Source organism: Vibrio genomosp. F6 (assembly GCF_005146325.1).
GTDB classification, from domain to species: Bacteria; Pseudomonadota; Gammaproteobacteria; order Enterobacterales; family Vibrionaceae; genus Vibrio; species Vibrio cortegadensis.
In genome coordinates this window covers 90,202-113,568 of record NZ_SYUT01000022.1, presented here as the reverse complement: position 1 = coordinate 113,568, position 23,367 = coordinate 90,202, and the positions used below count along the sequence as shown (strand labels likewise).

Genomic DNA, 23,367 nt, shown 5'->3' with positions numbered 1-23,367 from the left:
TACGATACTCCTTAACAAATATAAAAACAAAGGGACAATGATGCGTTCAAATTATGCTCTACTATCAATTTCGATTCTTTCTTCTTTTTGCTCAATAGTCAGTGCGAGTGAATTTAGCGAAGTTGCACTTCCTAGTCACTTTTACTTACAACAGGAAAACCAAAATGGTCAGTGTTTACAGCCACGTTCATCACTTAATGTTGCTTCCAGATTATCACTGAATAGCTGTGATACTGAAGATCAAACCTCTGGGGCTAACCAAGTTTTCATGTTTGATACCGATACTGGCAATATTAGACTACAACAAGATGCCAATATTTGCTTAGGTGTTAATGCGACTGCTCAGGGTGCAGATTTAATGCTGCAACAGTGCGAGAGCAACCAACCTATGCAAAGTTTTGTCTATACGGCTCAGCATCAAATCAAAATAAAAGATGAACCCGATTTTTGCTTATCTTCAGGGCGACAAAATCATCTGACAGAAAGAGCCGAGCTATGGCGATGTGATGGTAGTGAAGATCAAGTGTGGCTAAGTCAAAAAGATGAGAAATTGCTTTCCAAAATAGACTTTTCAACGCTGCCTATCGAGTTCACTTTTGATATTGATACCGATCTGGATGGTGTGTCAGAGGCCGTTCCTTATTGGCAAACTGATATTTATGCGTTCAATGCTTTCAACTTTGCATTACAAGCATATAGCGGAATGAACCAAGACAGATTAGATGCGTTAGAAGTGGTATTACCGCGCATTCAACGAATCATGAGAACGCCAGAATTTAAGACACTTTTGCTTTCTGATCAACAGATCATCGATAAGGGGCTCGTGAAACCAATAGAGGTATGGCGCGATATTCAGGGGCAGAGTAAGCCTATGTATATCAAAGGGGTAGTGCGAAATGGTTCGACAGGTGCTGCAAACAATACGTATATCTCCCTATCTTTAGGTCGTTACCAAATTTTGATTGATGGTGCTGAAAGCAATTACGAGAATGTGAAGACAGCCGTAGGAACTCTTACACATGAATACACGCATGTCATTGGCTATGCGCACGATACAAAGGTTCCATACGCAATGACGTATAAGTTTGGCGAGATATACTCACCAAAAAATTGGGGTTATTCCACTATTGAACTTTCTAGCTACCCAAGAGTAATTGATAATTTGACACTTCAGCAGATGGCGATTCCAGATGGCTCTGGGACAGAGAAGTTCTCTTTAAGAGCCAAGTAGAGCCTTTTATATAAATACGTTACTCATATTCGATACTTTCAATATGGTGTTCCTTAGCTGCTTTGATTAGCTGAAAACTGATTATCTGAAAGTATCGGGTGTGGGTGTAATGTGCGGAAGAAAGTGCGCTGGTAAGGATGGATTTGATAGCTGAAAGAACCTTCGTTTAGATAGATTCATATTCTCGATTACCTTCCCGTAGTGTTTATCAAAAATAGCATCAAACTGGCCATTGTTTTGTGTAATTTTTATCCTGTCGGTTAATGCTTCAAGTAAGTCAGTACGTTGAAGGTGTATATAAAAAACCAGTGGCATTGGGTAGTAGAGTGCCACCTTTTTATCGATAGTTAACCCTCCTAAGTGTTGAGCGTGCTGATCGAAAACATGCTCTACTTCATTTGCCCCTAATGAGACATAGTCACACAACCCCTGTTTTAAATAGCGAAAGACATCTTCGAGTTCTCCCTTTTCTAAAACTTGATAGTGATTGGCTCGGAAGAGATCAGCATCAGCCCAAGTATTAGGTATTCCCGCGATTAAACCCTTGAGAGTTTCCTCGTCAATATCATGGAATTTTGCTCTATCTTGATCGCGAATGATAAGGATTCGGCAGCCAAGCAGTCCTTTGCACAGAGGCTCTGCTAACTCTAGAAACGTGTTTGGCATAAACTTTTGGTTTCCTGCTACGGTGACTAATACATCTGTCCCTGTATTGAATATATTACCTTCATCTTCTGCGCTAGGATAATTGGTATTGTCACAACCTATCTTATTGTTATTGAATAACATTTCTATTATATCTAACTCGTATAGCTGTCGAGATTTCGACTTGTTACCGTTCCAGAATTTGATCATGGAAAACCTCTTTTTATCATTAACTAACCACTCACTGATATGTTACTTCACAAAACAAGAAAAGAAAGCGCTTTCTTTTTTGGTTCAGTGATTGATCCTGGTTAATTGTCTTTGCAGTGGATGTTATGGCTTTATTGAGAGTGATAGTCGGTATCTTGAGCATTGAAGAGGTGAACTTAATTGGTATCTTTCTTGGGGTTATAATAAAACGAAGAGTCGCTCGTATGCTATTGTTTTTATTGAATTAAATGAGGGTTTATTCAGTGTAATTGGTTTCAGATATAACTGAATGAAAGCTTTGTCGCGATATATAATCTGTGATCCATAGTTCATTTCCTACTTTTGAACATTGCTGAATAGCAAAAACCTTATATTATGAACATAAAAGAAAGCGCTTTCTTGAAACCAATAATCATTCTAAGGACTACGTGATGCACAAGAAAACTTTACTCGCTTCACTCGCTGCTGGGGCTCTACTCGCGACTTCAGTGCAAGCTGCTGATATTAAGCAGGGAGGAACGTTAACAGTTCCAATCATTAATACAGGCTTTGTTGAGAACTTTAACCCGTACACGACTAAGGATTTGTTACACGGTGTAATGTTTGAGCCGTTACTTGTGTTTAACAACATGACAGGTAAAACCGATTACCGTTTGGCTGAGTCTGCTGTGTATTCTGATGATCTAAAAACGCTGACACTTACTCTACGCCCTGATCTTAAATGGTCTGACGGCACTAAGCTAACGGCTGAAGATGTGGCGTTTAGTTTCATGCTAACAAAGGATGCTCCTGCATTTGACCAAAAAGGCATTTGGTCAGCGAAGAACCTTCAGACCATTGAAGCTGCAGATGATCGCACAGTAGTCTTTAATCTGAATGAAGCGGATTCTACCTTTGTATGGAACCTTGAGCGCTACCATATCGTACCTAAGCATGTTTGGTCGAAAGTGTCTGACGTAACAACGTTCATGAACCTTAACCCTGTTGGCAGCGGCCCTATGACGGCAGTTAAATACATCAAGCCGCAACAGATGGAACTGTGTCGAAACCCTAATTACTACCTTGAAGGTCGTCCATACTTGGATTGTGTTAACTTCCGTTCTTATAACGATAACTCACAAATCCAACCAGCCTTGATCAAAGGTGAGATCGATTGGGGTTCAAACTTTATCGCCGATGTTGAATCAACATTTGTTGAAAAAGATAAAGCCAATAACCACTTCTGGTACCCAGCGAATGATGCAATTCACCTTTATGTGAATACTAAAGAAGCACCATTTGATGACCTACGTGTTCGCCAAGCCCTTTCAATGGCACTAGATCGTGAAGCGATCGTTGATATTGCTGCTTACGGCTACCCAACACCGAACTTTAATGCCGGTGGTATTGGCGAATTATATGAAACTCATATTGATAAAAAAGTAAGCAATAAGTACGCGTACTTAACTCAATATGATGCAAAGAAAGCGAAGTCACTATTAGATGACGCAGGTCTTGTTGATAAAGATGGAGATGGTTTCCGAGATCAAAAAGATGGTTCAGCGCTAGAGTTTGATATCGAAGTAGTCAGTGGCTGGACTGATTGGATCCAAGTGGTTCAAATGGTGACAGAGTACTATGAAGAAGTGGGCGTGAAAGCGAACATTAAAACCGTAGATTGGTCTGTGTATGACAGCAACTTGAAAGACAGTAAATACAAAATGTCGATCAACTGGTCAATGGTTGCGACTAACCCGATTCTTGCATATCAAGAGTACTTCACAACATCTCGTATTGGTAAAACTTGGCACGCTGGTCACGGTGTAAACTCACCAAAAATCGATGCGCTGATTGAAAGCTTTGGTAAAACAGGTGATGTTCAGAAACAAGAAGAGATCCTAAGTGAACTACAAGAATTTACGGCAGAAAACTTACCGTTTATTCCATTGTTCTCTAACCCAACGTGGTTCCAATACAGCACGCAGAAGATCGTCGGCTGGCCAAGTGAAAAAAATCCATATGTTCAACCAGTATGGTATGACGGTGGTAAGCGAGTCATTATTCTTAATAACTTGCACCTTAAGTAAATAATATGTAGTGGAGCTATAATCATGAATTATAGCTCCTAGGTTAAAAGATTTATTATGTCGTTTTTAGTTCGCCGTTTTGGTTTTTATTTTACAGCTTTCCTTATCGCTATCTCTTTCAACTTTATGTTGCCACGTTTAATGCCTGGCGATCCTGTGGATGCTCTTTTCGCTGCTGCACAAGGTCGTATGGATCCAGCTCAAATGGATGCAGTGCGAGAAATGTACGGATTCGTCGATGGGAATGTTTTTGAACAGTACATCGCTTATATCAAAAGTGTGTTTACTCTTGATCTTGGCCCTTCAATTTTAATGTTTCCTGTAAGCGTTACCGATGTATTAGCCATGGCACTGCCTTGGACAATGTTTCTCGCGTTAGGCTCGTTAATTGTGGCATTGATTATTGGGGTAAGTATCGGTACTTACGCATCATATCGACGTGAAGGCTTTTTTGGCCAAGTGGTACCGCCAGTATTGGCCTTTATCAGTAACTTCCCTTACATAGTAACGGCTCTTTTACTGTTCTATTTCTTTGGCTTAAAACTGGAACTACTACCGTTGGCATATACGTATGATCCTGCGCTAGAGCCAGGGTTTACTTTTGAATTTATTGCCAGTGTTGCTAAGCACGCCATCCTACCTGTGGGATCAATGGTGGTGGTGGGTATTTCGACTTGGGTGTTCAACATGCGAAATGCGATGATTAACGTACTAGGGGAAGATTACGTCACCATGGCTGAAGCAAAGGGCCTGAGTAGTTTCCGAGTCATGTATCGTTATGCAGGTCGTAATGCCATATTGCCTGTTGCAACTGCTATTGCGATGGCGATTGGTTTCTCATTCGCAGGCTCCATTATGACCGAAGTCGTATTTAACTATCAGGGGTTGGGAAACATTTTGCTGAAAGGTATCGTGGCCCGAGATTACCCACTGATTCAAGCTATTCTTCTCATTTTAGTTTCTGCGGTTTTGACTGCTAACTTCATCGCCGACCTATTGTATGTTTGGCTCGATCCACGAATTTCTAACTAAGGTGCATCATGGATAATTTAATTGACGCTCAAAAATGTTCGAATCAGCCTCATATGCCTGTTCGTGAACCTAAGTTCTCATGGAAAAACATTAAGCAAATATTTGGTAAAGCGTACGCATTTTTCTACGGTAACCCACCCGCGATTATTGGTGGATTGTTACTCACCATTGTCCTAATAGGAGCCGTATTTGCACCTGTTTTAGCGACACATAACCCGGAAAAGCGTGTGGCAAGACCTCATATCGCGCCAAGTTCGGAGCACTTTCTAGGAAGTACCCGTAGCGGACGTGATGTTTATAGCCAAGTGTTATATGGAGCAAGAAAGTCACTTACTGTCGCAATATCGGCGGGTGTGATCGCAATGACTATCGCCGTGCTGGTTGGCGTTACATCAGGCTATTTAGGTGGGAAAATTGATGATCGTTTGAACTTCATTACAAACGTATTCTTAGTGTTTCCTCAATTGCCATTATTGATAGTCCTTGCTGCTTTCTTAGGGCAAGTCGGGTCGCTGGTGATAACCGTGTTGCTCGGGATAACCTCCTGGCCTTGGGGGGCAAGGGTAATACGTTCACAAACCATGGCGATTCGTAGTAAAGAGTTCATCATCTCTGCGGAAGTAATGGGTGAATCAAAGATTCGTATTATCTTGGTCGAAATTTTACCAAACCTTGTGTCAATCGTATTTGGTGGCTTCTTAGGTACCGTGATTTATGCCATGGGCTCAGAAGCAGGTTTAGGTATTTTAGGCTTAGGCGACGCAACAGAAGTAAGTTGGGGCTCGATGCTGTACTGGGCGCAAACATCGTCATCTCTTTACACTGGCGCATGGTGGGAAATGCTGGTTCCGGCACTCGCACTTGCGATGACAGGCGGTGCTTTGGCATTGATTAATATGTCAATCGACCAAGTCAGTAACCCTAAACTACGTACCGGCCCACACATCAAACTGTGGCACAAACTGAAAAAAGAAGCTGACATTCGTCGAGGTTTAAGATGAGTAACGTATTAGAAATTAACAACCTTTGCGTTGATTATGTATCGCCAAATGGTGTCGCGCGTGCGGTGAACAACGTCAGTATTTCTATTGCTCCCGGTGAAACTCTGGGTATTGCAGGGGAATCTGGCTGTGGCAAAAGTACCCTAGCATTTGCGATTGCACGTTTACACAAAGCACCAGCTTTAATCTCAGAAGGTGAAATTCTTTATAAAGGGAAAGACATCTTAAAGATGAGTGACAAACAGTTACGTGACTTCCGTTGGAATGATGTCTCTGTGGTATTTCAAAGTGCCATGAACTCACTTAACCCAGTGATTACGATTGGTGAACAGTTAACGGATGTGATTTTAGCTCACCGTAAAATTCCATACAAAGAAGCACATGATCGTGGTGTTGAGTTACTCAATGTTGTCGGTATTCATGGCGATCGTATGTCGAGCTTTCCGCACCAATTGAGTGGTGGTATGCGCCAACGTGTGGTGATTGCCATTGCACTCGCATTAGAGCCAAAGCTGATCATTATGGATGAACCAACAACGGCTTTAGATGTGGTTGTTGAGCGTGAAATTTTGAATGAGCTGTATGAGCTGAAAGAAAAATTTGGTTTCTCCATTCTGTTCATTAGCCATGACTTAAGTTTGATGGGTGAAATCGCCGATCGAATTGGTGTGATGTATGCCGGTAACTTGATTGAGTTAGGTGATGCGAAGACCGTCTTCAGCGAACCTAAACACCCTTACACTAAAGGGTTGATCTCTTCGTTTCCTACCATTCATGGTCCAAAAGAGCGGTTATTTGGTATTCCTGGAAACCCTGTGAATCTACTTAATATACCGGAAGGGTGTAACTTCCAAGAGCGTTGCACGGAATGTGTTCAACTGTGTAGCAAGAGCGAACCAAGCTTGGGTGAGATTGCAAGCGGTCACCACGTATCTTGTCATTTAGTGTGAGGGAATGAAAATGGACACCACCAAAACAGTAGACAATACCAACAATAAAGATGTGATTTTGTCTGTAAAAAACTTGGTTAAAGATTTTCCTCTTGGTCAATCAGTGAAAAGTAACCTGATGCGAGCGGTCAATGATGTGTCATTTGATCTACGTAAAGGTGAAGCTCTGGCTATCGTTGGGGAGTCAGGTTCAGGAAAAAGTACTGGCGCACGGATTTTAACGCGAATCTACGATAAGACCGCTGGCGATATCCACTTTAAAGGCCAACCTCTTGCTGATTACATTGACGAGAATGGTGAGCTTGAGTACGCACGTCAAGTACAGATGATCTTCCAAGACCCGTTCGGTTCTCTTAATCCTGTACACACGATTTATCATCATATTGCTCGTCCACTGCTGATTCATAAGCGAGCAAAGAAAGAGGCGATTCCGCAATTAGTGTATGAGCTACTCGATATGGTTGGGCTTTCACCAGTAAAAGAGACGGCCGAAAAATATCCGTTTGAGCTCAGTGGGGGTCAACGTCAACGCGTCGCAATTGCCCGTGCGATCGCGGTGAGCCCTGAAGTCATTCTAGCGGATGAGCCTATTTCGATGCTTGATGTGTCAGTGCGTTTAGGTATTTTGAATCTGATGTCAGATTTGAAAGATAAGCATGGCATCTCTTTTATGTATATCACTCACGATATTGCAACGGCACGATATTTTGCTGAAAAAACGGCCGTTATGTATGTCGGACATATGGTGGAGTGGGGAAGCAGCGACAATGTGACGCAAAATCCGCAACACCCTTATTCGCAACTATTGTTAGCCGCTGTTCCTGAAGTTGGGAATGCAGGTAAGCGCGAATTGAATGTGAAAAAAGGTGATATACCGATGTGGAAGCCAAGCAGTATTGGTTGCCCTTTTGCAACGCGTTGTCCTAAAGCGACGGAGCAGTGTACCCAAACTATTCCAGAGCCAACAAAAATTGCAGATGATCACTACGCGCGTTGTCATCACCTATAACGCTGGTGGTCTTATTTAAAAAAGCAAAAAAGAAAGCGCTTTCATAATAAATTTAAACTTTTAGAATATTTGAATTATCAGTCGGTTTATAAAAACACGTTAAGCCGTGGTAATTTGAATATTCAGATATCGGAATCTGAATAATGAAACACGATTACCCTTTACAGCCTGAAGTGGAAGGTCAGTTTGTTGATCTGCTAGGCGAACGTTACTACAAAATATCTAATGTTGATCAAATGGCACCGTTTTTTATTAGCGTTGTTTCTTCGAGCGATCACTGGTTATTTATCTCTTCAACAGGCAGCTTGTCTGCGGGACGTATTCGTCCGGAGAATGCACTCTTTCCATATAAGTCAGTCGATCACATTCATGAGAGTTCTGAAAACACGGGCTCAAAAACTATCTTCCGTATTCAAGATGGAAACAAAGTTGCACTGTGGGAACCGTTTAATGTTCACCATGATGGTTTATATGAGGTAGAGCGCCACCTGTATAAAAATGCGATTGGCGATAAGCTTGTATTTGAAGAACTCAATCATAGTTTACAGTTGAAGTTTCAATACAGCTGGAACACCAGTGAGAAGTTTGGTTTTGTTCGTCGCTCTGAGCTGACAGATTTGTCTGGGGCGTCACGAAAAGTGGATGTTCTTGATGGTCTACAGAACCTTTTACCATCGGGAGCTCCGCTTAGTGCATTACAAACTCGTAGCGCATTAGTGGATGCATACAAATGGAATGAGCAGGTAGAAGGTAGCTCATTAGCGCTGTTCAGTATGTACGCGAAATTAAGTGATCGTGCCGACCCTGCTGAGTCACTGCTAGCAACAACGGTCTTTAGCTTAGATCATGATTGTAGCCAAATTCTTTTGACCAGTACGCAGTTAAATACATTCCGTAGAGGTGGGGAGATCCGTAACGAACCGCTAACGAAAGGAATTCGTGGCAGCTACCTTATCCATAAATCAATCAACCTAAAAGCCAATCAAAACAACACGTGGTCGATTGTCGCGGATATTGATAAAAATCACGCGGATGTTTGTGATTTACAAAAAGCGCTATTAGCACCGGCAACGTTAGCAATCGAGCTAGAACAGAGTATCGCAGGGAACCAACAAGAGTTAGTTAACTTGATGTCTGGTGCTGATGCGTGGCAGTTAACCGCAGATGAAAATACCAGTGTTCATCATTACGCAAATGTACTCTTTAATAATATGCGTGGTGGCGTGTTTGAAAATGGTTACATGCTTGAAAAAGCCGATGTAATCAAAACAATGCGTCGTGCAAATCAGCAAGTGTTCAGTCGTCATCAAGACTTCTTCGCACAGTTATCTGAAACGTTTACTCATGCCGAATTAGTGTCCCATGCAAAAGCAATTGGAGATGAACAGCTAGTCCGTTTGAGCTACGAATATTTACCTCTTACTTTTGGTCGTCGTCATGGTGATCCAAGCCGCCCTTGGAACCATTACGAAATTAAACTTAAAGATGAATTTGGTGAGCGTTTACTCTCTTACCAAGGTAACTGGCGCGACATATTCCAAAACTGGGAAGCGATGGCTCTAAGTTATCCTGGGTTTATTAAATCGTTTATTTCTAAGTTCGTAAATGCCTCGACACTGGATGGGTATAACCCATACCGCATTACCAAAGACGGTGTGGATTGGGAATTACTAGAAGCCGATGACCCATGGAGCAATATCGGGTATTGGGGTGATCACCAGATCATCTACTTACTCAAGTTCTTAGAATTGGCAGACAAGTTCGAGCAAAAGGATCTTCTGGAATTACTTGATAGTGACATTTTCAGCTACGCTAACGTGCCGTATGAACTGTGTGGTGTTCAGGCGTTGTTTGAAAATCCAAAAGATACCGTTGATTTCAATCAAGAGAGACAAGAACTGACCGAGAAGCGAGTAGAAGAGATTGGTAGTGATGGTCGCTTGATCATGAGTGGCGATAACGAAGTCTACATGGTTAACTTGATGGAAAAAGTGCTGGTTCCACTGCTGGCAAAATTGAGCAATTTGGTGCTTGATGGCGGTATTTGGCTTAATACTCAGCGCCCAGAGTGGAATGATGCGAACAACGCAATTGTCGGTAACGGTTTATCGATGGTGACGCTATATTACATGCGTCGTTACGTGGCATTTATGCAAAAACTACTTGAGCAGGCACCTAAATCATTCTCTATCTCAAAAGAAGTGTTTGAGTGGATGCTAGCAGTAACGAATACTTTGTCTGATGCCGCGAAAGAGATCCGCCAAGACACGGTCACTCGCCAAACGCGTAAAGCGATGCTTACTCTGCTAGAAAAATCGGCGGATGAATATCGTCAAAAAGTCTACCGAATGAACGGGTTTTCAGGAAAAACAAAAGTAGAACGATCTGCGATTGAGAAACTAATGACAGTGAGTTTACAGGTGCTTGATTCAAGTACTCAAAATAACTTACGCCAAGATGGTCTGTACAATGCTTATAACATTTTAAGCTGCTCGGCTGAAAGTCTGACCGTTGAAGAGTTGTACCCGATGCTTGAAGGACAGGTTGCTGTTCTAAGTTCGGGCGTATTATCTCCAAATCAAGCGGTTGATCTGTTAGACAAACTGTTTGCTAGCGATATGTACCGCTCGGATCAGAATAGTTTCATGCTCTATCCAGATCGTGACCTATCTTCATTCATGCAGAAAAATAGAGTGCCGAAAGAGGCGATTGAGCAAAGTAAACTTCTTCGCATGATGACTCGCACAAGTGATAAGCGCATCTTAGCTCAAGATAGCCAAGGTAATTATCACTTCAATGCGAGTTTCGAAAATAGTAGTTATTTGAAAGCCGCGCTAAATGAAGTCAAACTCGATTTCCCTACCATAAATGCTGATGAGTGGACGAACATTGAAGAGTTGTATGAACAAGTCTTCAACCACAAGGCATTTACAGGTCGCTCTGGAACCATGTTTGGCTATGAAGGATTAGGATGTATTTACTGGCATATGGTGTCAAAACTTCTGCTTGCAGTACAAGAGAATTACCAACAAGCGTGGGAGTTAGATCCGAATAGCATGGTTACTGCTAAGCTTGCTGATTATTACTATAAAGTACGAGCTGGTATTGGTTTTAACAAAACGCCACAAAATTATGGCGCATTCCCAACAGACCCGTATTCACATACTCCAAAACATTCTGGTGCTCAGCAGCCAGGTATGACAGGACAAGTGAAAGAAGAAGTGATGACTCGTTTTGGTGAGTTGGGTATTGAAGTGATAAATGGCTCAATCGCGATTAAACCATCGCTTCTCGCTCGTCGTGAGTTTTTGGACAAGCCGTTTACATTTAATTGTCAGACACTGGCTGGTGATGCACAAAGTTTTGTTGTGAAAGCGGATGAATTAGCCTTCACTTATTGCCAAGTGCCATTTATCTACCAAGTGAATGAACAAAATGCCGAAGAGATAGAGGTGCATTTTGCAGATGGATCTCAGCAAAAACTGGACTCTTTATTGATTCCTGCTGAACTGAGTTCTGAGTTATTTGAGCGTTCAGATAAAATCAGTAAAGTAGTTGTGTCTATTCCAAATACGATGCTCCGTCAAAAATAGAGTGAGGTAAACTTATCCTTACTTAACACTTTGAGTTAAAAAAGGGTCCTAAGATAATACTTAGGACCCTTTTTATTTGTTCATTTTTGTCTTTGCTTTCGTCTTATTTTTTCAATCCACTAATATGATTTTGATGGCAATGATCGAGTTGTGGATTATTTTTGATTAACGGAATCTCGAATGACCAGTTCAGGTGTTAGTTTGTGCTTCAGTGGGTAAGTCTGCTTATTGATAAGAGAAAGAACACCTTTAGCCGCTTCTACTCCCATTTCATGGACAGGGAAGTTAACCGTTGTTAGGCGTGGGCGAATATGTTGGCTATGGGTGTCGTTATCAAACCCAACCACCGCGATGTCCTCTCCAATTTTTAAGTGGCGCTCGGACGCAACGTCATAAACCGCTAGCGCTATATTATCGTTCTGGCAAAAGATGGCGCTGATCTCCGGATCTCTATCTAATAAACGACGAGCAGCTTCATGGTTCCCTTGATGATCAAAACGACCTTCAACAATTAAGCTTGCATCATAACGGATAGAAAATTCAGACAAGGCATTTCTATAACCCTGTAGGCGATCTCGGCTATCTACTTTGCTCATTTGACCAGTAATACAGGCAACTTTGGTGTGGCCATGTTCAAGTAGATGTTTCGTTGCCAAATATCCACCCAGTTCATTATCAATGTAAATACAGCGATCTGAAATTTCAGGTATATAGCGGTTGAGGATAATCGTACTTTCACTTTTTTGAGCAATTTGGATCAGTTCATCATCGGTGAGTTGGTCGGAGTGAATGATCAATCCATCCACTTGTTTTGACTGTAGGAATCGAATTGAATCTAACTCTTTCGTTTTTGATTCTTGTCCACTTGTCACTATCAAATGAATATTGCTTTTTCGAACCGTATCTTCAGCCATGTGCATTAAAGGGCCATAGAAAGGGCCATCCAAAGATCCCACAAGCATACCAACGCTATTTGAGCGACTTGAAGCCAACGCTTGTGCAAACGCATTAGGTTTATAGCCAAGCTGTTCGATCGCATCGAATACTTTTTTTCGATTGGCTTCTTTTACTGTTGGATGCTCATTTAACGCTCTGGAGACGGTGGACTGAGAAACTTGAGCCAGTTCAGAGACTTCTTTAATGGTGATCAATGGGAATGCCCTTATATCCTGCAAGGAGTGAAACTAAGCCTATGTTACCTTCGAGACGAGAAAGAGCATAGTGATCTGATGATCATTCTACGAAAATTCTGAACTGGGTAACGCTTAACGATGATTGTCCTCTTCGGTAACCTAAAGTAAACCTATTTGACTGAGTGAAATGTGATCTGCACATAAAGAAAGCGCTTGCTTGTCGTGTTTGGTCACATTTTGCTCTAAATCGTCGCTATAGAATAATTGCTAATGATAACTTACTGGTATTTAAACACTAGTTTAATATTCGTGCTTATTTTGTATCAGTTTTTTCATTATTTATAAATGCATATCTAACAAATTAAAGAAAGCGCTTTCTTTTGTTGGATTCAACAAAATATATAAAAATATGATGAAGGACATATCTACATGAGAGTAAAAAAATGGAAGCTTAACAAAACGTTAGTCATGACGGCGTTAGCAATCGCAATTTCAGGCTGCAGTGATGACACTGTGGAAGGCTCATCCCCAACGGACCCGTCGACTCCAGATACTCCTACTGTGGGCACCGATTTCGTCATTTTTAACGATAGTGTGAATGTTAACTGGCCTGCCTGGGATTGCTGCGGTGGAACAACACCTACCAACCCAGTAGAAAACGATAGTTATGGCATTGTTACTGAGTTTTCAGTTCATGCTCAACCAACAGTTCTTGGTTTTACTCGAAGTTCTGATGCCGGCCCACTTGATGTGAGCGCTATGTCGGTGAACGGTAAGTTAACGTTTGATTTCAAGATGATGAGTAGCCCTGGTCAAGTGAATTGGAGTGTAAAACTGGAGAGTAATGGTGGAGTACAAAATGGAGCAACAGGAGAAGAGGTTGAATTAGCTATTACACAACCTGTATTAAATACTTGGCAGCATGTTTCGTTTGATTTGGTCGATTTAGCTAATCAAGGTTTAGACCTATCAAGTATTGATAATGTACTGATTTATCCAGCATGGGGGGCTGGAGAAGGTGCTGTTTATCGTGTTGATAATGTTAAGTTTGTGGAAAGTGATGCACCTGTAGTGCCAACTGTTCCTACGCCAGACCTTGGTGATAAATTGTCTTTAGATCTCGCAATGACAGATTTTGGTGGAACTACGACCGAGTTGAATGCGACTAACCCTAGTGTGCAAGCGGTTAGTCAGCAATCTCTCAACCAGCAAATCGTAAGCACTAAAGATACCGTAGTAAAAACGACCAAACTTGCAGGGGCTGAAACATGGGCAGGGACGACATTAGGGGATACTGCTGTACTCTCGCTTACCGAGACGAGAAGTAAAGTGTCACTATGGGTTTACTCGCCAAAAGCAGGCGTTCCCGTACTCTTTAAAGTAGAAGATTCAAACAATCAGGAGCATTTTGTTGAAGCGCTGACTCAGACTAAAGCCGTTCAAAAATGGGAGAAGATAACGTTTGATTTCACCAAGCATACAGGTGGAACGCCAGATTTAAATCCAAATTTTACCTACGATAAAAAGTCGGTCTTTTTTGATTTTGGTACATCACCTAGCGAAGACCAAGAGTTCTATTGGGATGATGTTACCTTTGTGGAACTTTCAGACATAACCCCTCCGATAGATCCTGTTGACCCACCTGTCGATCCTGTCGACCCTCCAGTAGAGCCTGGCTCTCCAATCAGTGGTGATGGTGCGACGACGACGATTGCAGAAGGGATTAACTTCGAAGATAAGACGCTGACATGGGAAGTCTTTGAAAATGCAGATAATCCGGCGTTGGTATTTGTCGATAACCCAGACACTAATGGACTAAATGTATCGAATACGGTGGCTAAAATTACAGCGCGTGCTGATGGTGCTCCATGGGCAGGTAGTGTGACGAAGTCAGTGGATTCATTCTCATTAGATACTACTAATCACTTGATTAAGGTGATGGTTTACAAAGATAAAATTAGCCCTGTCGCATTAAAGTTAGCGACAGTTTCACAGTGGGGAGCTGAGATTCATGTGACCAACACCAAAGTTGGGGAGTGGGAAGAGCTTACTTTTGACTTTAGCAAACATCCAGAGTTTGACTATGTACCGGAAGCGATCTCCGAGGTAGTGATCTTCCCTGATTTCAATGAAAGAGACGCAGATACTGTGATGTATTTCGATAATGTCGTTTTTAGCGGCAAGTAATCACGAGTACATAGAAAATGAGCGCTGGCGTAAATGTTAGTGCTTACTTATCTCGCTGTACATCGACCAAACTTGGTTGATGCAGCAATCCATTAAAAAATGATGATGAAATTATGATGAATAAATTCTCTTTAAAGGCCATCTTTTTAGCTGGACTTTCGATGTTACTCGTTGCGTGCGGAAGTGATAGCAATAGCAATGATAGTGATGGACAAAATGGTTCTGATGGAAACACAGTACTCTCCGCTCAGCCTGCACCAACAGGAAACTTTCCAACAGCGAAAAATGGTGATGTATTGTTGGGTAACTCAGACTACCCAGCCATTTCATACGGCGCATTTAGAACAACAGAGCGTACTGAAGCGAATGTTCCAACTGTCGCTGAAATAAAAGAAGATCTACTTCTTATGGAAGCGATGGGCTTCAAATTACTACGCACGTATAACACTCAAGGTTTTAGTGATACCGCCAATTTACTTATTGCGATTGATGAGTTAATGGCTGAAGACGAAACGTTTGAAATGTACGTAATGCTTGGTATTTGGATTGATGCATTGAATTCGTGGACAGATCAAGCACCAGATCCAACCCAGAATAACCCTGCGAACTATCTTGAAGTTGCCAAAGCTGTGGAGATGGTAAATGATTACCCAGAGATTATTAAAGTGCTTGCTGTCGGTAATGAAGCGATGGTGCATTGGGCGGGTTATCACGTAACACCAACAATCATTCTCGAACATGTGAACACACTGCAAGAGAAAAAAGCTCAAGGTGAAATTCCAGCAGATGTATGGGTAACAAGTTCAGATAATTTTGCATCATGGTCAGGACAAGGGGATTACGATCATCCGGATCTCGCGGCTTTAGTTCAAGCCGTTGATTACGTGTCTCTCCACTCTTACCCTTTCCACGATACTCACTACGCTAACGCTTTTTGGTTGGTGCCTGAAAGTGAACAAGACTTAAGTATTCTTGAGCAAGTTGACGCCGCGATGCTACGTGCCAAAGAGAACCTGTTGTCACAAATAAAACCCGCTCAAGATTATTTAGCCAGCCAAGGTGTAGTAAAGCAAATTCACATTGGTGAGACGGGTTGGGCGTCAGAAACTAACGTTATGTATGGTGATGAAGGTTCTAAGGCCGCAGATGAATATAAGCAAAAAGCGTTTAATGATTTAATGCGAACATGGTCTGATGAATTTGGCGCATCGCTATTCTTCTTCCAAGCGTTTGATGAGCCGTGGAAAGGTGATGCAAACAACACGGGTGATTCTGAAAAACACTTCGGTTTAATTGATATTAACGGCAATGCAAAATTTGCGATTTGGGATCAAGTGGATGCGGGAGCATTTAATGGTTTAACTCGTGCTGGGCTAGAGATAGTGAAAAGCCAAGGCGGTATAGAGCAAACGGTGCTAGACCGTGTTCACGCTCCAAATCCTAAACCCGTTGCTGGTGAGCCACCTGTTGGAAATGACTTTACTGTATTCGTCGATGGGAACTTACGAGCGGGCTTAGAAGCTGTTGCTTGGGAAGATACCGCCTTCCTTGGAGAAGTGGATGGTGTATTGACATTAACAACACCACCTACGGCAGGTGTGGCTAAAGGTTGGGGCTGGGGGGCTGGTTTAGTCTTATCAGGCCAAGCGGGTGATAACCTCGTTGGGTTTGAAAATGGAACTCTCAATTTTGATATTAAAGGAACCACATCTTCAAAGGTTGTGATTGGATTCCAAACCGGTTTATATGGAAACGATGCGCGTCCACAAACCAATAATGGCGTAACGTTTAATCAAGATGACCGCTTAATCACTAACGAGTGGGTAAGTCATTCTATTCCGGTGTCAGAGCTGATGAATGGAAGCCCTGACTTTACCGATGTGACTTCTTTACTCTATTTCAGCGGAACTACCGATATTGATGGCGGTATCGTAGACGTTCGTAATGTGGTTTATCAAAAGTAATCAATGTCACTAAATCAATGGCAGTGGCTCTCACTGCCATTATCTATATCTGCATAAAAAACTGAATCAGTGGATGATGCCAATGCTCTCTATTTTATGTTCAAAAAAAATTTGGCTTATAGTCAGTACTTCCTTTCTATTTACCGCTCCAGCCTTTGCTGGCTGGGAAGTGCAATGGATCGATAAATTTGATGGCGACGGGGTGAACTGGGACAACTGGACCGCACAAACAAAAGCCAATTATAACAATGAAGTACAATGTTATACCGATGATGATTATTCAGATGCTCGGAATTACGATGTATCGGATGGCACACTAAAAATTATTGCTCGTAAGAAAACCCAGAATTGCGCCACGCTTGGTGGGCAACAAAAAACGTGGACGTCTGGTCGTTTAAATTCAAAAGATAAGCAAGAATTTCAATATGGTCGAATTGAATCAAGGATCCGTTTTCATAATTTAGAAGCGGGATCTTGGCCTGCATTTTGGTTGCTGGAAAATCGAATTGCGCAGCAGCCAAACAAAGGTGATAACGATTTTTCACATTGGCCAAGCGCAGGCGCGGGAGAGATTGATGTATGGGAGTGGTTTTCGAATCAGCCTAGTTCTTACATCACCAACTTTTTTAATACATCCGGCTGTGGCAGTGAATATCGCTACACATACCTAAATGGTGCTCAGGATGTGCTTGATTGGCATAGCTACGCCATGGAGTGGAGCGTTAATAAGATCGATTTCTTTATCGATGATCATTTGGTTGTTAGCCAAGATTTAAGGAGTTGTACTCAGTATCAAGAGCCGATGTTTGCACTGCTTAATGTCGCAATGGGCGGGATGCTAGGAGGAGTGATCGATCCCAATTTACAACAGGTGACTATGGAAGTGGATTATATTGCGCACTGCAAAATGACGTCCATAAATGACGAACAATACTGCAATGAATCTACGAGTGTTGCCGATGATAGCAGTGATGACACAGGAGGTGATACGCCACCTAGTAATGCAGGAAGTTCGGCTGGGAGCAGTTCGATATGGATGATTGTCAGCTTGTTATTGATGAATACTTGGCGAAGACGAGACGGCTTTTCTGGACGTAAAGGTTAGACATGAATCGATGAGTGTTACTTTCTGTAGCGCATTTTCCAATTCATGTGAGTGCGTATTATTTTTTTGAATATGTGAACCATAAAAAGAAAGCGCTTTCTTTTTATGATCGTCATCGCTTTTTCATTGAATATGTTTATATAAGCTTAACTACCTTTATTCAAGGGCTGAAGGTTTATATCTTGCCCTTACATGGATTTTTACAATTAGATTTTCTGAAATATAAGATAGCGCTTTCTTTTTGGTTTATAGATAAAAGAGCGCTAAAGAGAATAATAACAAGGAGTTGTAATGCGATATTTACCCAATCAATCCACCGCTGTTCTAAGTTCCATTGCCACATTAGTGTTGCTTTCAGGTTGTGCTAGTACCGACGATGCTGTGGATGGAAATACCGATCTTGTCCAAACTCAAAAGCCCGTCAGTTTAGTTGAAATGCCTGTTGTACCAAGCAGTGATTGGCAATTAGTTTGGCAGGATGAGTTTGAAGGTGACACGATCAATAAACGAAACTGGTCATTAGAAGAAAATTGTTGGGGTGGGGGCAACAACGAGCAGCAGTGTTACACCAAAAGAGCTGATAACGCATTCGTACAAGATGGATTCCTTCATATTGTCGCTAAGAAACAGAGTTTTACTGGGCCTGATAACCCGGAAGGTAAAGCGGGTGGGGCGACCAAAACCCTCCCTTATACCTCGGCAAGGTTACGCACACTGAATAAACGAGACAGTAAATATGGTCGTTTTGAAATAAGAGCGAAGCTGCCATCTGGTCAAGGAACATGGCCTGCGATTTGGATGCTACCCACAGAAAATAAATATGGCACTTGGGCCGCATCTGGTGAAATCGATATCATGGAAGCGGTGAATTTAAAAACGCAGTCTGATGCACCAGGAGCAAAATCGGGTGATTTAGAAAACCGCGTTTATGGCAGTTTGCACTATGGAAAAAAATGGCCAGACAATGTGTATAGCGGTCAAGGAGCATCGTTACCTAATGGGATTAACCCTGCCGATGATTTCCATACTTATGCTATAGAGTGGGAAGAGGGAGAGATTCGGTGGTATGTCGATAATATTCATTACGCCACTCAAACCCAAGAAGGTTGGTACAGTCAATATGAGGCAGAAGAGGGCGTACTCTCCAATGCAAAAGGTGCCGCTCCGTTCGATGAGAAATTCCATTTATTACTTAACCTAGCAGTAGGTGGCTCGTGGTCAGCTAATGCAAACAGCAAAGGTATTGATCCGGATTCATTTCCAAAAACCATGCTTGTTGATTCCGTAAAAGTATATCGTTGTAAAAATGACCGTTGGAAAGGGAAAGGCTGTGCAGGACGTTCTGATCAAGCTGCACTCGTGAAAGGCCATCAAGCGCCTGAAATTTTAGCAATGGATGATAGTTACGCTGATGGTCCTGTGCTAAATATTTTTTCAGATAGCTTAAATAGCAGCTTAGCTTACGCAAGTTATGATCCTCTTGATATTGTCGAGCACCAAGAAGTAGAAGAGGCCGATAGAGGGACTGTACTTGAGATCACTAAGAAAAATGGTGGTGGTAATGTCTATTTCCGCTCGCCAGTCACGGATGTTACACACTGGAAAGCAACAGGCGTTTTAGTTTTTGATTTGAAAGTCGAAAACATGGGTGAAGGTACTGAGCTACTGGTTAAAATGGACAGTGGCTGGCCGAAAACGAGTGATGTCACTGTCCCATTACCCGCTGTTGGCCAATGGGGTGAAGTGCGTATTGCTATAGCTGATATTCTAGATAGCGATAATCGTTTTGCTGGTGGTAATCAAGCCGATCCTGCTGCTATTAGCAACTTATTGGTGCTAGAGCCACAAGGTGCGATGACGTTTAAGCTGGATAATATTCGTTTTGAAAAACCGTAAAGCATAGGTTGAAACGTTTAGATTAACGAATAAAAAATGCCGCGAAAAGCGGCATTTTTTATGATTATTAATGGACTGAATTTTGTCTGGTTTCTTAGTTATCGGCCTCTTCATACTGCTTCATTGCTTGAATGAAAGTTGCTCTCACACCCGAAATGGCTAGTCGTTCAGACTCTTCAACATAAGCAAGGGCCGTTGAGAAGTTTCCTGATTTCACCGCGTTTTCCACGAGTTCAGTATAAACATTCTCCTCACTTTCTGCGGTTTGATGGGGTGTCGCTAAGGCGTCTTTCTTCGTGACGGTGTCATTTATTCGTTCTTCTCTTAACTCTTCAGACGCAGGGGTAGCAAGCGCTTCGAAGTTGAAAGTAAAAGAAACATTGCCAATGGCTGAGTGCGGAATTGAGTACTCGGTGTTGTGCGCGATATTGGCTTGTATATCTCCTGAACGCATAGCCATATCACTTGGTTCACCAACTGGAGACTCAGTCTCTATTGCTTCTTTTGTTGTAAACACCACTAAGTAAGCGGGTGATTTTCCATTTTTGTAACGCTGGTTTAATTCAATGTCGCCTGTGTATCGTGCACTGTTTAATAGACCTTGCGCTTGATAGTGAATTGATTGTTCGTCAATGACATCTAAAGGTTGGTATTGATCGTCAAGAATGAGTATTGAAGGCACAAAAGCTGAGGTCGTTATATTGGAATGAACAGAAAAGGAGATAGGGGTAAGCGATGCAGGCAGTTGAATGCCTTCGACAAATGAACGACCAGATTTGAACACCACTTTAGGACTCGTGAGTGCAATGCTGAGTCGGTGTTCACCATTTTGTGTGACGGGTTGGTAATGAATGGTATTTAATTGAGAGCAGCAATGTTCATCACTTTTTAGTTCTTCTACACCGGGAGCGGTGACGTAAAAGCTCGCTGGTGAATTTGTGGTTGTTGTACAAGCGGAAAGCGCAAGTATTGCTGGTACTATGATTACATTTTTCATGAGTCCTCACGTTTATTGTCGCAACTGTATGTCGTTATTAATAGATAATATAAGAAAGCGCTTTCAATTTAAGTGACGAAAGGCTAATTATGATTAACTTATCTATAGTGGCTCTGGTTTGCTCTACTCCAGTGATTAGGAGTTGATGTAAAATCTAAACGTAGCCTAGTCGTGTCCATCATTTTTACGGATTATGAGTGGTTCTCCTGTGTTTTAGAGCTGTTTACTCGGCTTTTTGTATTGTAACGTTAATGTTGGCATGGCGTTGAACATTAGGTGGGTGAAAAATACAATTAAATAATTGCCTTTCATAACAGTGAGTTAATTTATTTTTTGTTGATAGGATTAAATTTTTCTGTGTACAAAAGTCGATAGTTAAGGAGTTAGATAGTAAAAGATGGTCAGTGGTTCTTATGGTCAGCCTTCCACTTATTCAGTGAGTCTTTAAATTCGAGGTAAGCGAGTTTAAAGTATTTTTATAGAGAATATGCCCTTTTAAGTTTCACAACCTAAGTGAATGACAAGGTAAATACCGACTTGATTTTATAGTTAAAGTTTAAAATGTGACCCATAACCATGAAAGCGCTTTCTTTGGTGTGAAGGATCACAGTTTTCTATCCTTTGATCGATTTATACTTCGTTTGTACTAATTAAACAGCCAATACCAACAATTTTAGTAAGTGCAGGGCAGTGAAAACTTCTTTCCTCACTTTTAGCTAATCAGAGAGATTGGTTTTTTTATAAATATAAAAGAAAGCGCTTTCTTTTGAAGGCAAAATTTGGACATGGAGTTAATATGAAACTTTCTAAGCTTACCCTTGCTTGTTTGGTCGCCACAGCTGGTTTATCTGCTGCCCCTGCTGTTTATGCTGAAAAATCAGATGGATTTGAATTTCACGGTTATTTCCGTGCAGGTGCGCTTTACAGCAAAAACGATGATTACAAACGTGCAAAATTCCCTGCATCAAAAGAGCGTCTAGGTCGTTTAGGTCTTGAATCAGATAATCACTTTGAACTTGCTCTACAAAAAAACTTTGAAAATGATGATGGCCAAAAGATCCGCATTAAAACACGCGTAGGTGCCGACAATGCGGGATCAGCAGGTAAAAACCAGCTTAGCACCAGTGCTGACGCTGCGTTTGGTGATATTGGTTTAGTGGAAACATTTGTTGAGCTTGATGGCGTGACTGACACTGGCACGTTATGGGGTGGTAAGCGTTTTTACGGTAAAGACAACTACATCTTTATGACTGACTTTTTCTACACTGATATGTCTGGTACAGGTGTGGGTATCGAAGGTATGGAACTTGGCGGCAATAAGTGGGATTTTGCGTACGTAGCATCAGATAATGCAGAAGGCGGTTTCTGGGGCACAGATGATAACAATGTAATGCATGCCATCCATGTTGGCGTAGATTTTGACGGCGTAGAATTACATGCCATGGGTAAATATTTACCAGATAACTACGTTGATAATGGTGGCACCGCAACAAAATATGCGAGTAACGGTTTTGAAATGACGGCTATCGTGCATTCAGATTCAGTATTTGGCTTATCAGACAAAGGTTTTACTAAATATATTGCACAAGCTGGTCAAGGTCTAGGTTCAGGTCAACTGCTTGGTGGTACGTTAACAACGTACAACGCGTGGAAACCAGGTAATGGAGCGCTAGAAAGTCCAGCCAAAATGAAAAAAGTAGAAAGTGGTGATGTATCAGCCCGTGCACTTGTATGGGGTGGCTACTTCTTCGAAAATGGTGTGAGTATCTTCCACTCGATTCAAGGTCAATATAACGACATGGATAATGGCGGCAAAGATAGCTGGGCATCAGCGATGATCCGTCCTTCATTTCCTGTTGCTAAGAATTTCTTTATTGCGACTGAAGCGGGTTACCAATACAACAAGTGGGAAGATTCAAACGGTGTTGGTGATGATCAAACTAACTACAAGTTAACGATTGCACCAACGGTTATCGTTCCTACAGGGATGGGACCTGCTCCAGAGATTCGTTTCTTAGCCACTTACCTAGATGGTTCGGATCGTGATAAGGCTGACCTACTTGTTGGTATTCAAGCTGACATGTGGTGGTAAGCACCTGTGTAGTAAGGTAATGGGAGAGATTGCCTTTAAGCATGCCTGTCGGGGGCGATGGCATGCTTAGCCAAACATGTAAATCGGACGACTTATAAGTTTGGTATTCTAATTTGCAATAGGTAAGCACTTAACAGTGCCGTGGCATAAGGCTTATTTATATTGCAGTGAGATTTAAAGAGATACAATTTATTTAGCCTGTCTAGCCTCAGGTTATAGCCGACAAAGTCTCTTGAAATACTCATAAGCCGCTTCA

15 protein-coding genes are annotated in these 23,367 nt (G+C 41.9%); 12 read left to right on the top strand and 3 right to left on the bottom strand.

What is annotated here, in order from left to right:
- The first annotated feature begins 40 nt into the window (after positions 1 to 40).
- Positions 41 to 1,231, top strand: coding sequence for an RICIN domain-containing protein (locus FCV43_RS08425; RefSeq protein ID WP_206380323.1), 1,191 nt, complete (start codon positions 41 to 43; stop codon positions 1,229 to 1,231).
- 81 nt (positions 1,232 to 1,312) lie between these two features.
- Here the strand turns inward: FCV43_RS08425 and FCV43_RS08420 are convergent, their stop codons facing one another.
- A complete protein-coding gene (locus FCV43_RS08420) occupies positions 1,313 to 2,086 on the bottom strand; it encodes an amino acid ABC transporter substrate-binding protein (protein ID WP_136994880.1) in 774 nt (257 codons plus the stop codon).
- Between the two features lie 431 nt (positions 2,087 to 2,517).
- Between FCV43_RS08420 and FCV43_RS08415 the strand changes: the two genes are divergently transcribed.
- The 6 genes from FCV43_RS08415 to FCV43_RS08390 all read left to right on the top strand — a co-directional run bounded on the left by FCV43_RS08415 (position 2,518) and on the right by FCV43_RS08390 (position 11,737).
- On the top strand, positions 2,518 to 4,152 hold the full coding sequence (locus tag FCV43_RS08415; protein ID WP_136994878.1) for an ABC transporter substrate-binding protein: 1,635 nt from the start codon (positions 2,518 to 2,520) through the stop codon (positions 4,150 to 4,152).
- 57 nt (positions 4,153 to 4,209) lie between these two features.
- The gene (locus FCV43_RS08410; protein ID WP_017052031.1) at positions 4,210 to 5,184 is read left to right on the top strand and encodes an ABC transporter permease; all 975 of its coding nucleotides are present in this window, start codon (positions 4,210 to 4,212) and stop codon (positions 5,182 to 5,184) included.
- Positions 5,185 to 5,237: 53 nt separating this feature from the next.
- Complete coding sequence (locus FCV43_RS08405; protein WP_431188286.1) at positions 5,238 to 6,185, top strand: ABC transporter permease; 948 nt, start codon at positions 5,238 to 5,240, stop codon at positions 6,183 to 6,185.
- Positions 6,182 to 7,135: an ABC transporter ATP-binding protein gene (locus tag FCV43_RS08400; protein WP_017052033.1), complete on the top strand. Its 954-nt coding sequence runs from the start codon at positions 6,182 to 6,184 to the stop codon at positions 7,133 to 7,135. Before FCV43_RS08405 ends, FCV43_RS08400 begins: the two co-directional genes overlap by 4 nt.
- 10 nt (positions 7,136 to 7,145) lie before the next feature.
- Positions 7,146 to 8,144: an ABC transporter ATP-binding protein gene (locus FCV43_RS08395; protein ID WP_017052034.1), complete on the top strand. Its 999-nt coding sequence runs from the start codon at positions 7,146 to 7,148 to the stop codon at positions 8,142 to 8,144.
- Positions 8,145 to 8,287: 143 nt separating this feature from the next.
- Positions 8,288 to 11,737, top strand: a complete 3,450-nt coding sequence (locus FCV43_RS08390) for a hypothetical protein (protein WP_136994874.1) — start codon at positions 8,288 to 8,290, stop codon at positions 11,735 to 11,737.
- A gap of 155 nt (positions 11,738 to 11,892) precedes the next feature.
- On the opposite strand, the gene FCV43_RS08385 is transcribed toward FCV43_RS08390, so the two are convergent.
- The gene (locus FCV43_RS08385; RefSeq protein ID WP_113797119.1) at positions 11,893 to 12,888 is read right to left on the bottom strand and encodes a LacI family DNA-binding transcriptional regulator; all 996 of its coding nucleotides are present in this window, start codon (positions 12,886 to 12,888) and stop codon (positions 11,893 to 11,895) included.
- A gap of 411 nt (positions 12,889 to 13,299) precedes the next feature.
- Between FCV43_RS08385 and FCV43_RS08380 the strand changes: the two genes are divergently transcribed.
- The 4 genes from FCV43_RS08380 (at position 13,300) to FCV43_RS08365 (ending at position 20,022) form a co-directional block, all read left to right on the top strand.
- Positions 13,300 to 15,057: a hypothetical protein gene (locus FCV43_RS08380; RefSeq protein ID WP_136994873.1), complete on the top strand. Its 1,758-nt coding sequence runs from the start codon at positions 13,300 to 13,302 to the stop codon at positions 15,055 to 15,057.
- Between the two features lie 113 nt (positions 15,058 to 15,170).
- Positions 15,171 to 17,021, top strand: a complete 1,851-nt coding sequence (locus FCV43_RS08375; RefSeq protein WP_136994871.1) for a hypothetical protein — start codon at positions 15,171 to 15,173, stop codon at positions 17,019 to 17,021.
- Between the two features lie 82 nt (positions 17,022 to 17,103).
- Positions 17,104 to 18,126, top strand: a complete 1,023-nt coding sequence (locus FCV43_RS08370) for a glycoside hydrolase family 16 protein (RefSeq protein WP_240697141.1) — start codon at positions 17,104 to 17,106, stop codon at positions 18,124 to 18,126.
- 291 nt (positions 18,127 to 18,417) lie between these two features.
- Entirely contained in the window at positions 18,418 to 20,022 is a 1,605-nt protein-coding gene (locus tag FCV43_RS08365; protein WP_136994867.1) for a glycoside hydrolase family 16 protein, read from the top strand.
- A 94-nt stretch (positions 20,023 to 20,116) separates the two neighbouring features.
- On the opposite strand, the gene FCV43_RS08360 is transcribed toward FCV43_RS08365, so the two are convergent.
- Positions 20,117 to 21,019, bottom strand: coding sequence for a MalM family protein (locus FCV43_RS08360; protein WP_136994865.1), 903 nt, complete (start codon positions 21,017 to 21,019; stop codon positions 20,117 to 20,119).
- A gap of 796 nt (positions 21,020 to 21,815) precedes the next feature.
- Between FCV43_RS08360 and FCV43_RS08355 the strand changes: the two genes are divergently transcribed.
- The gene (locus FCV43_RS08355; protein WP_017054791.1) at positions 21,816 to 23,111 is read left to right on the top strand and encodes a carbohydrate porin; all 1,296 of its coding nucleotides are present in this window, start codon (positions 21,816 to 21,818) and stop codon (positions 23,109 to 23,111) included.
- Positions 23,112 to 23,367: the final 256 nt, after the last annotated feature.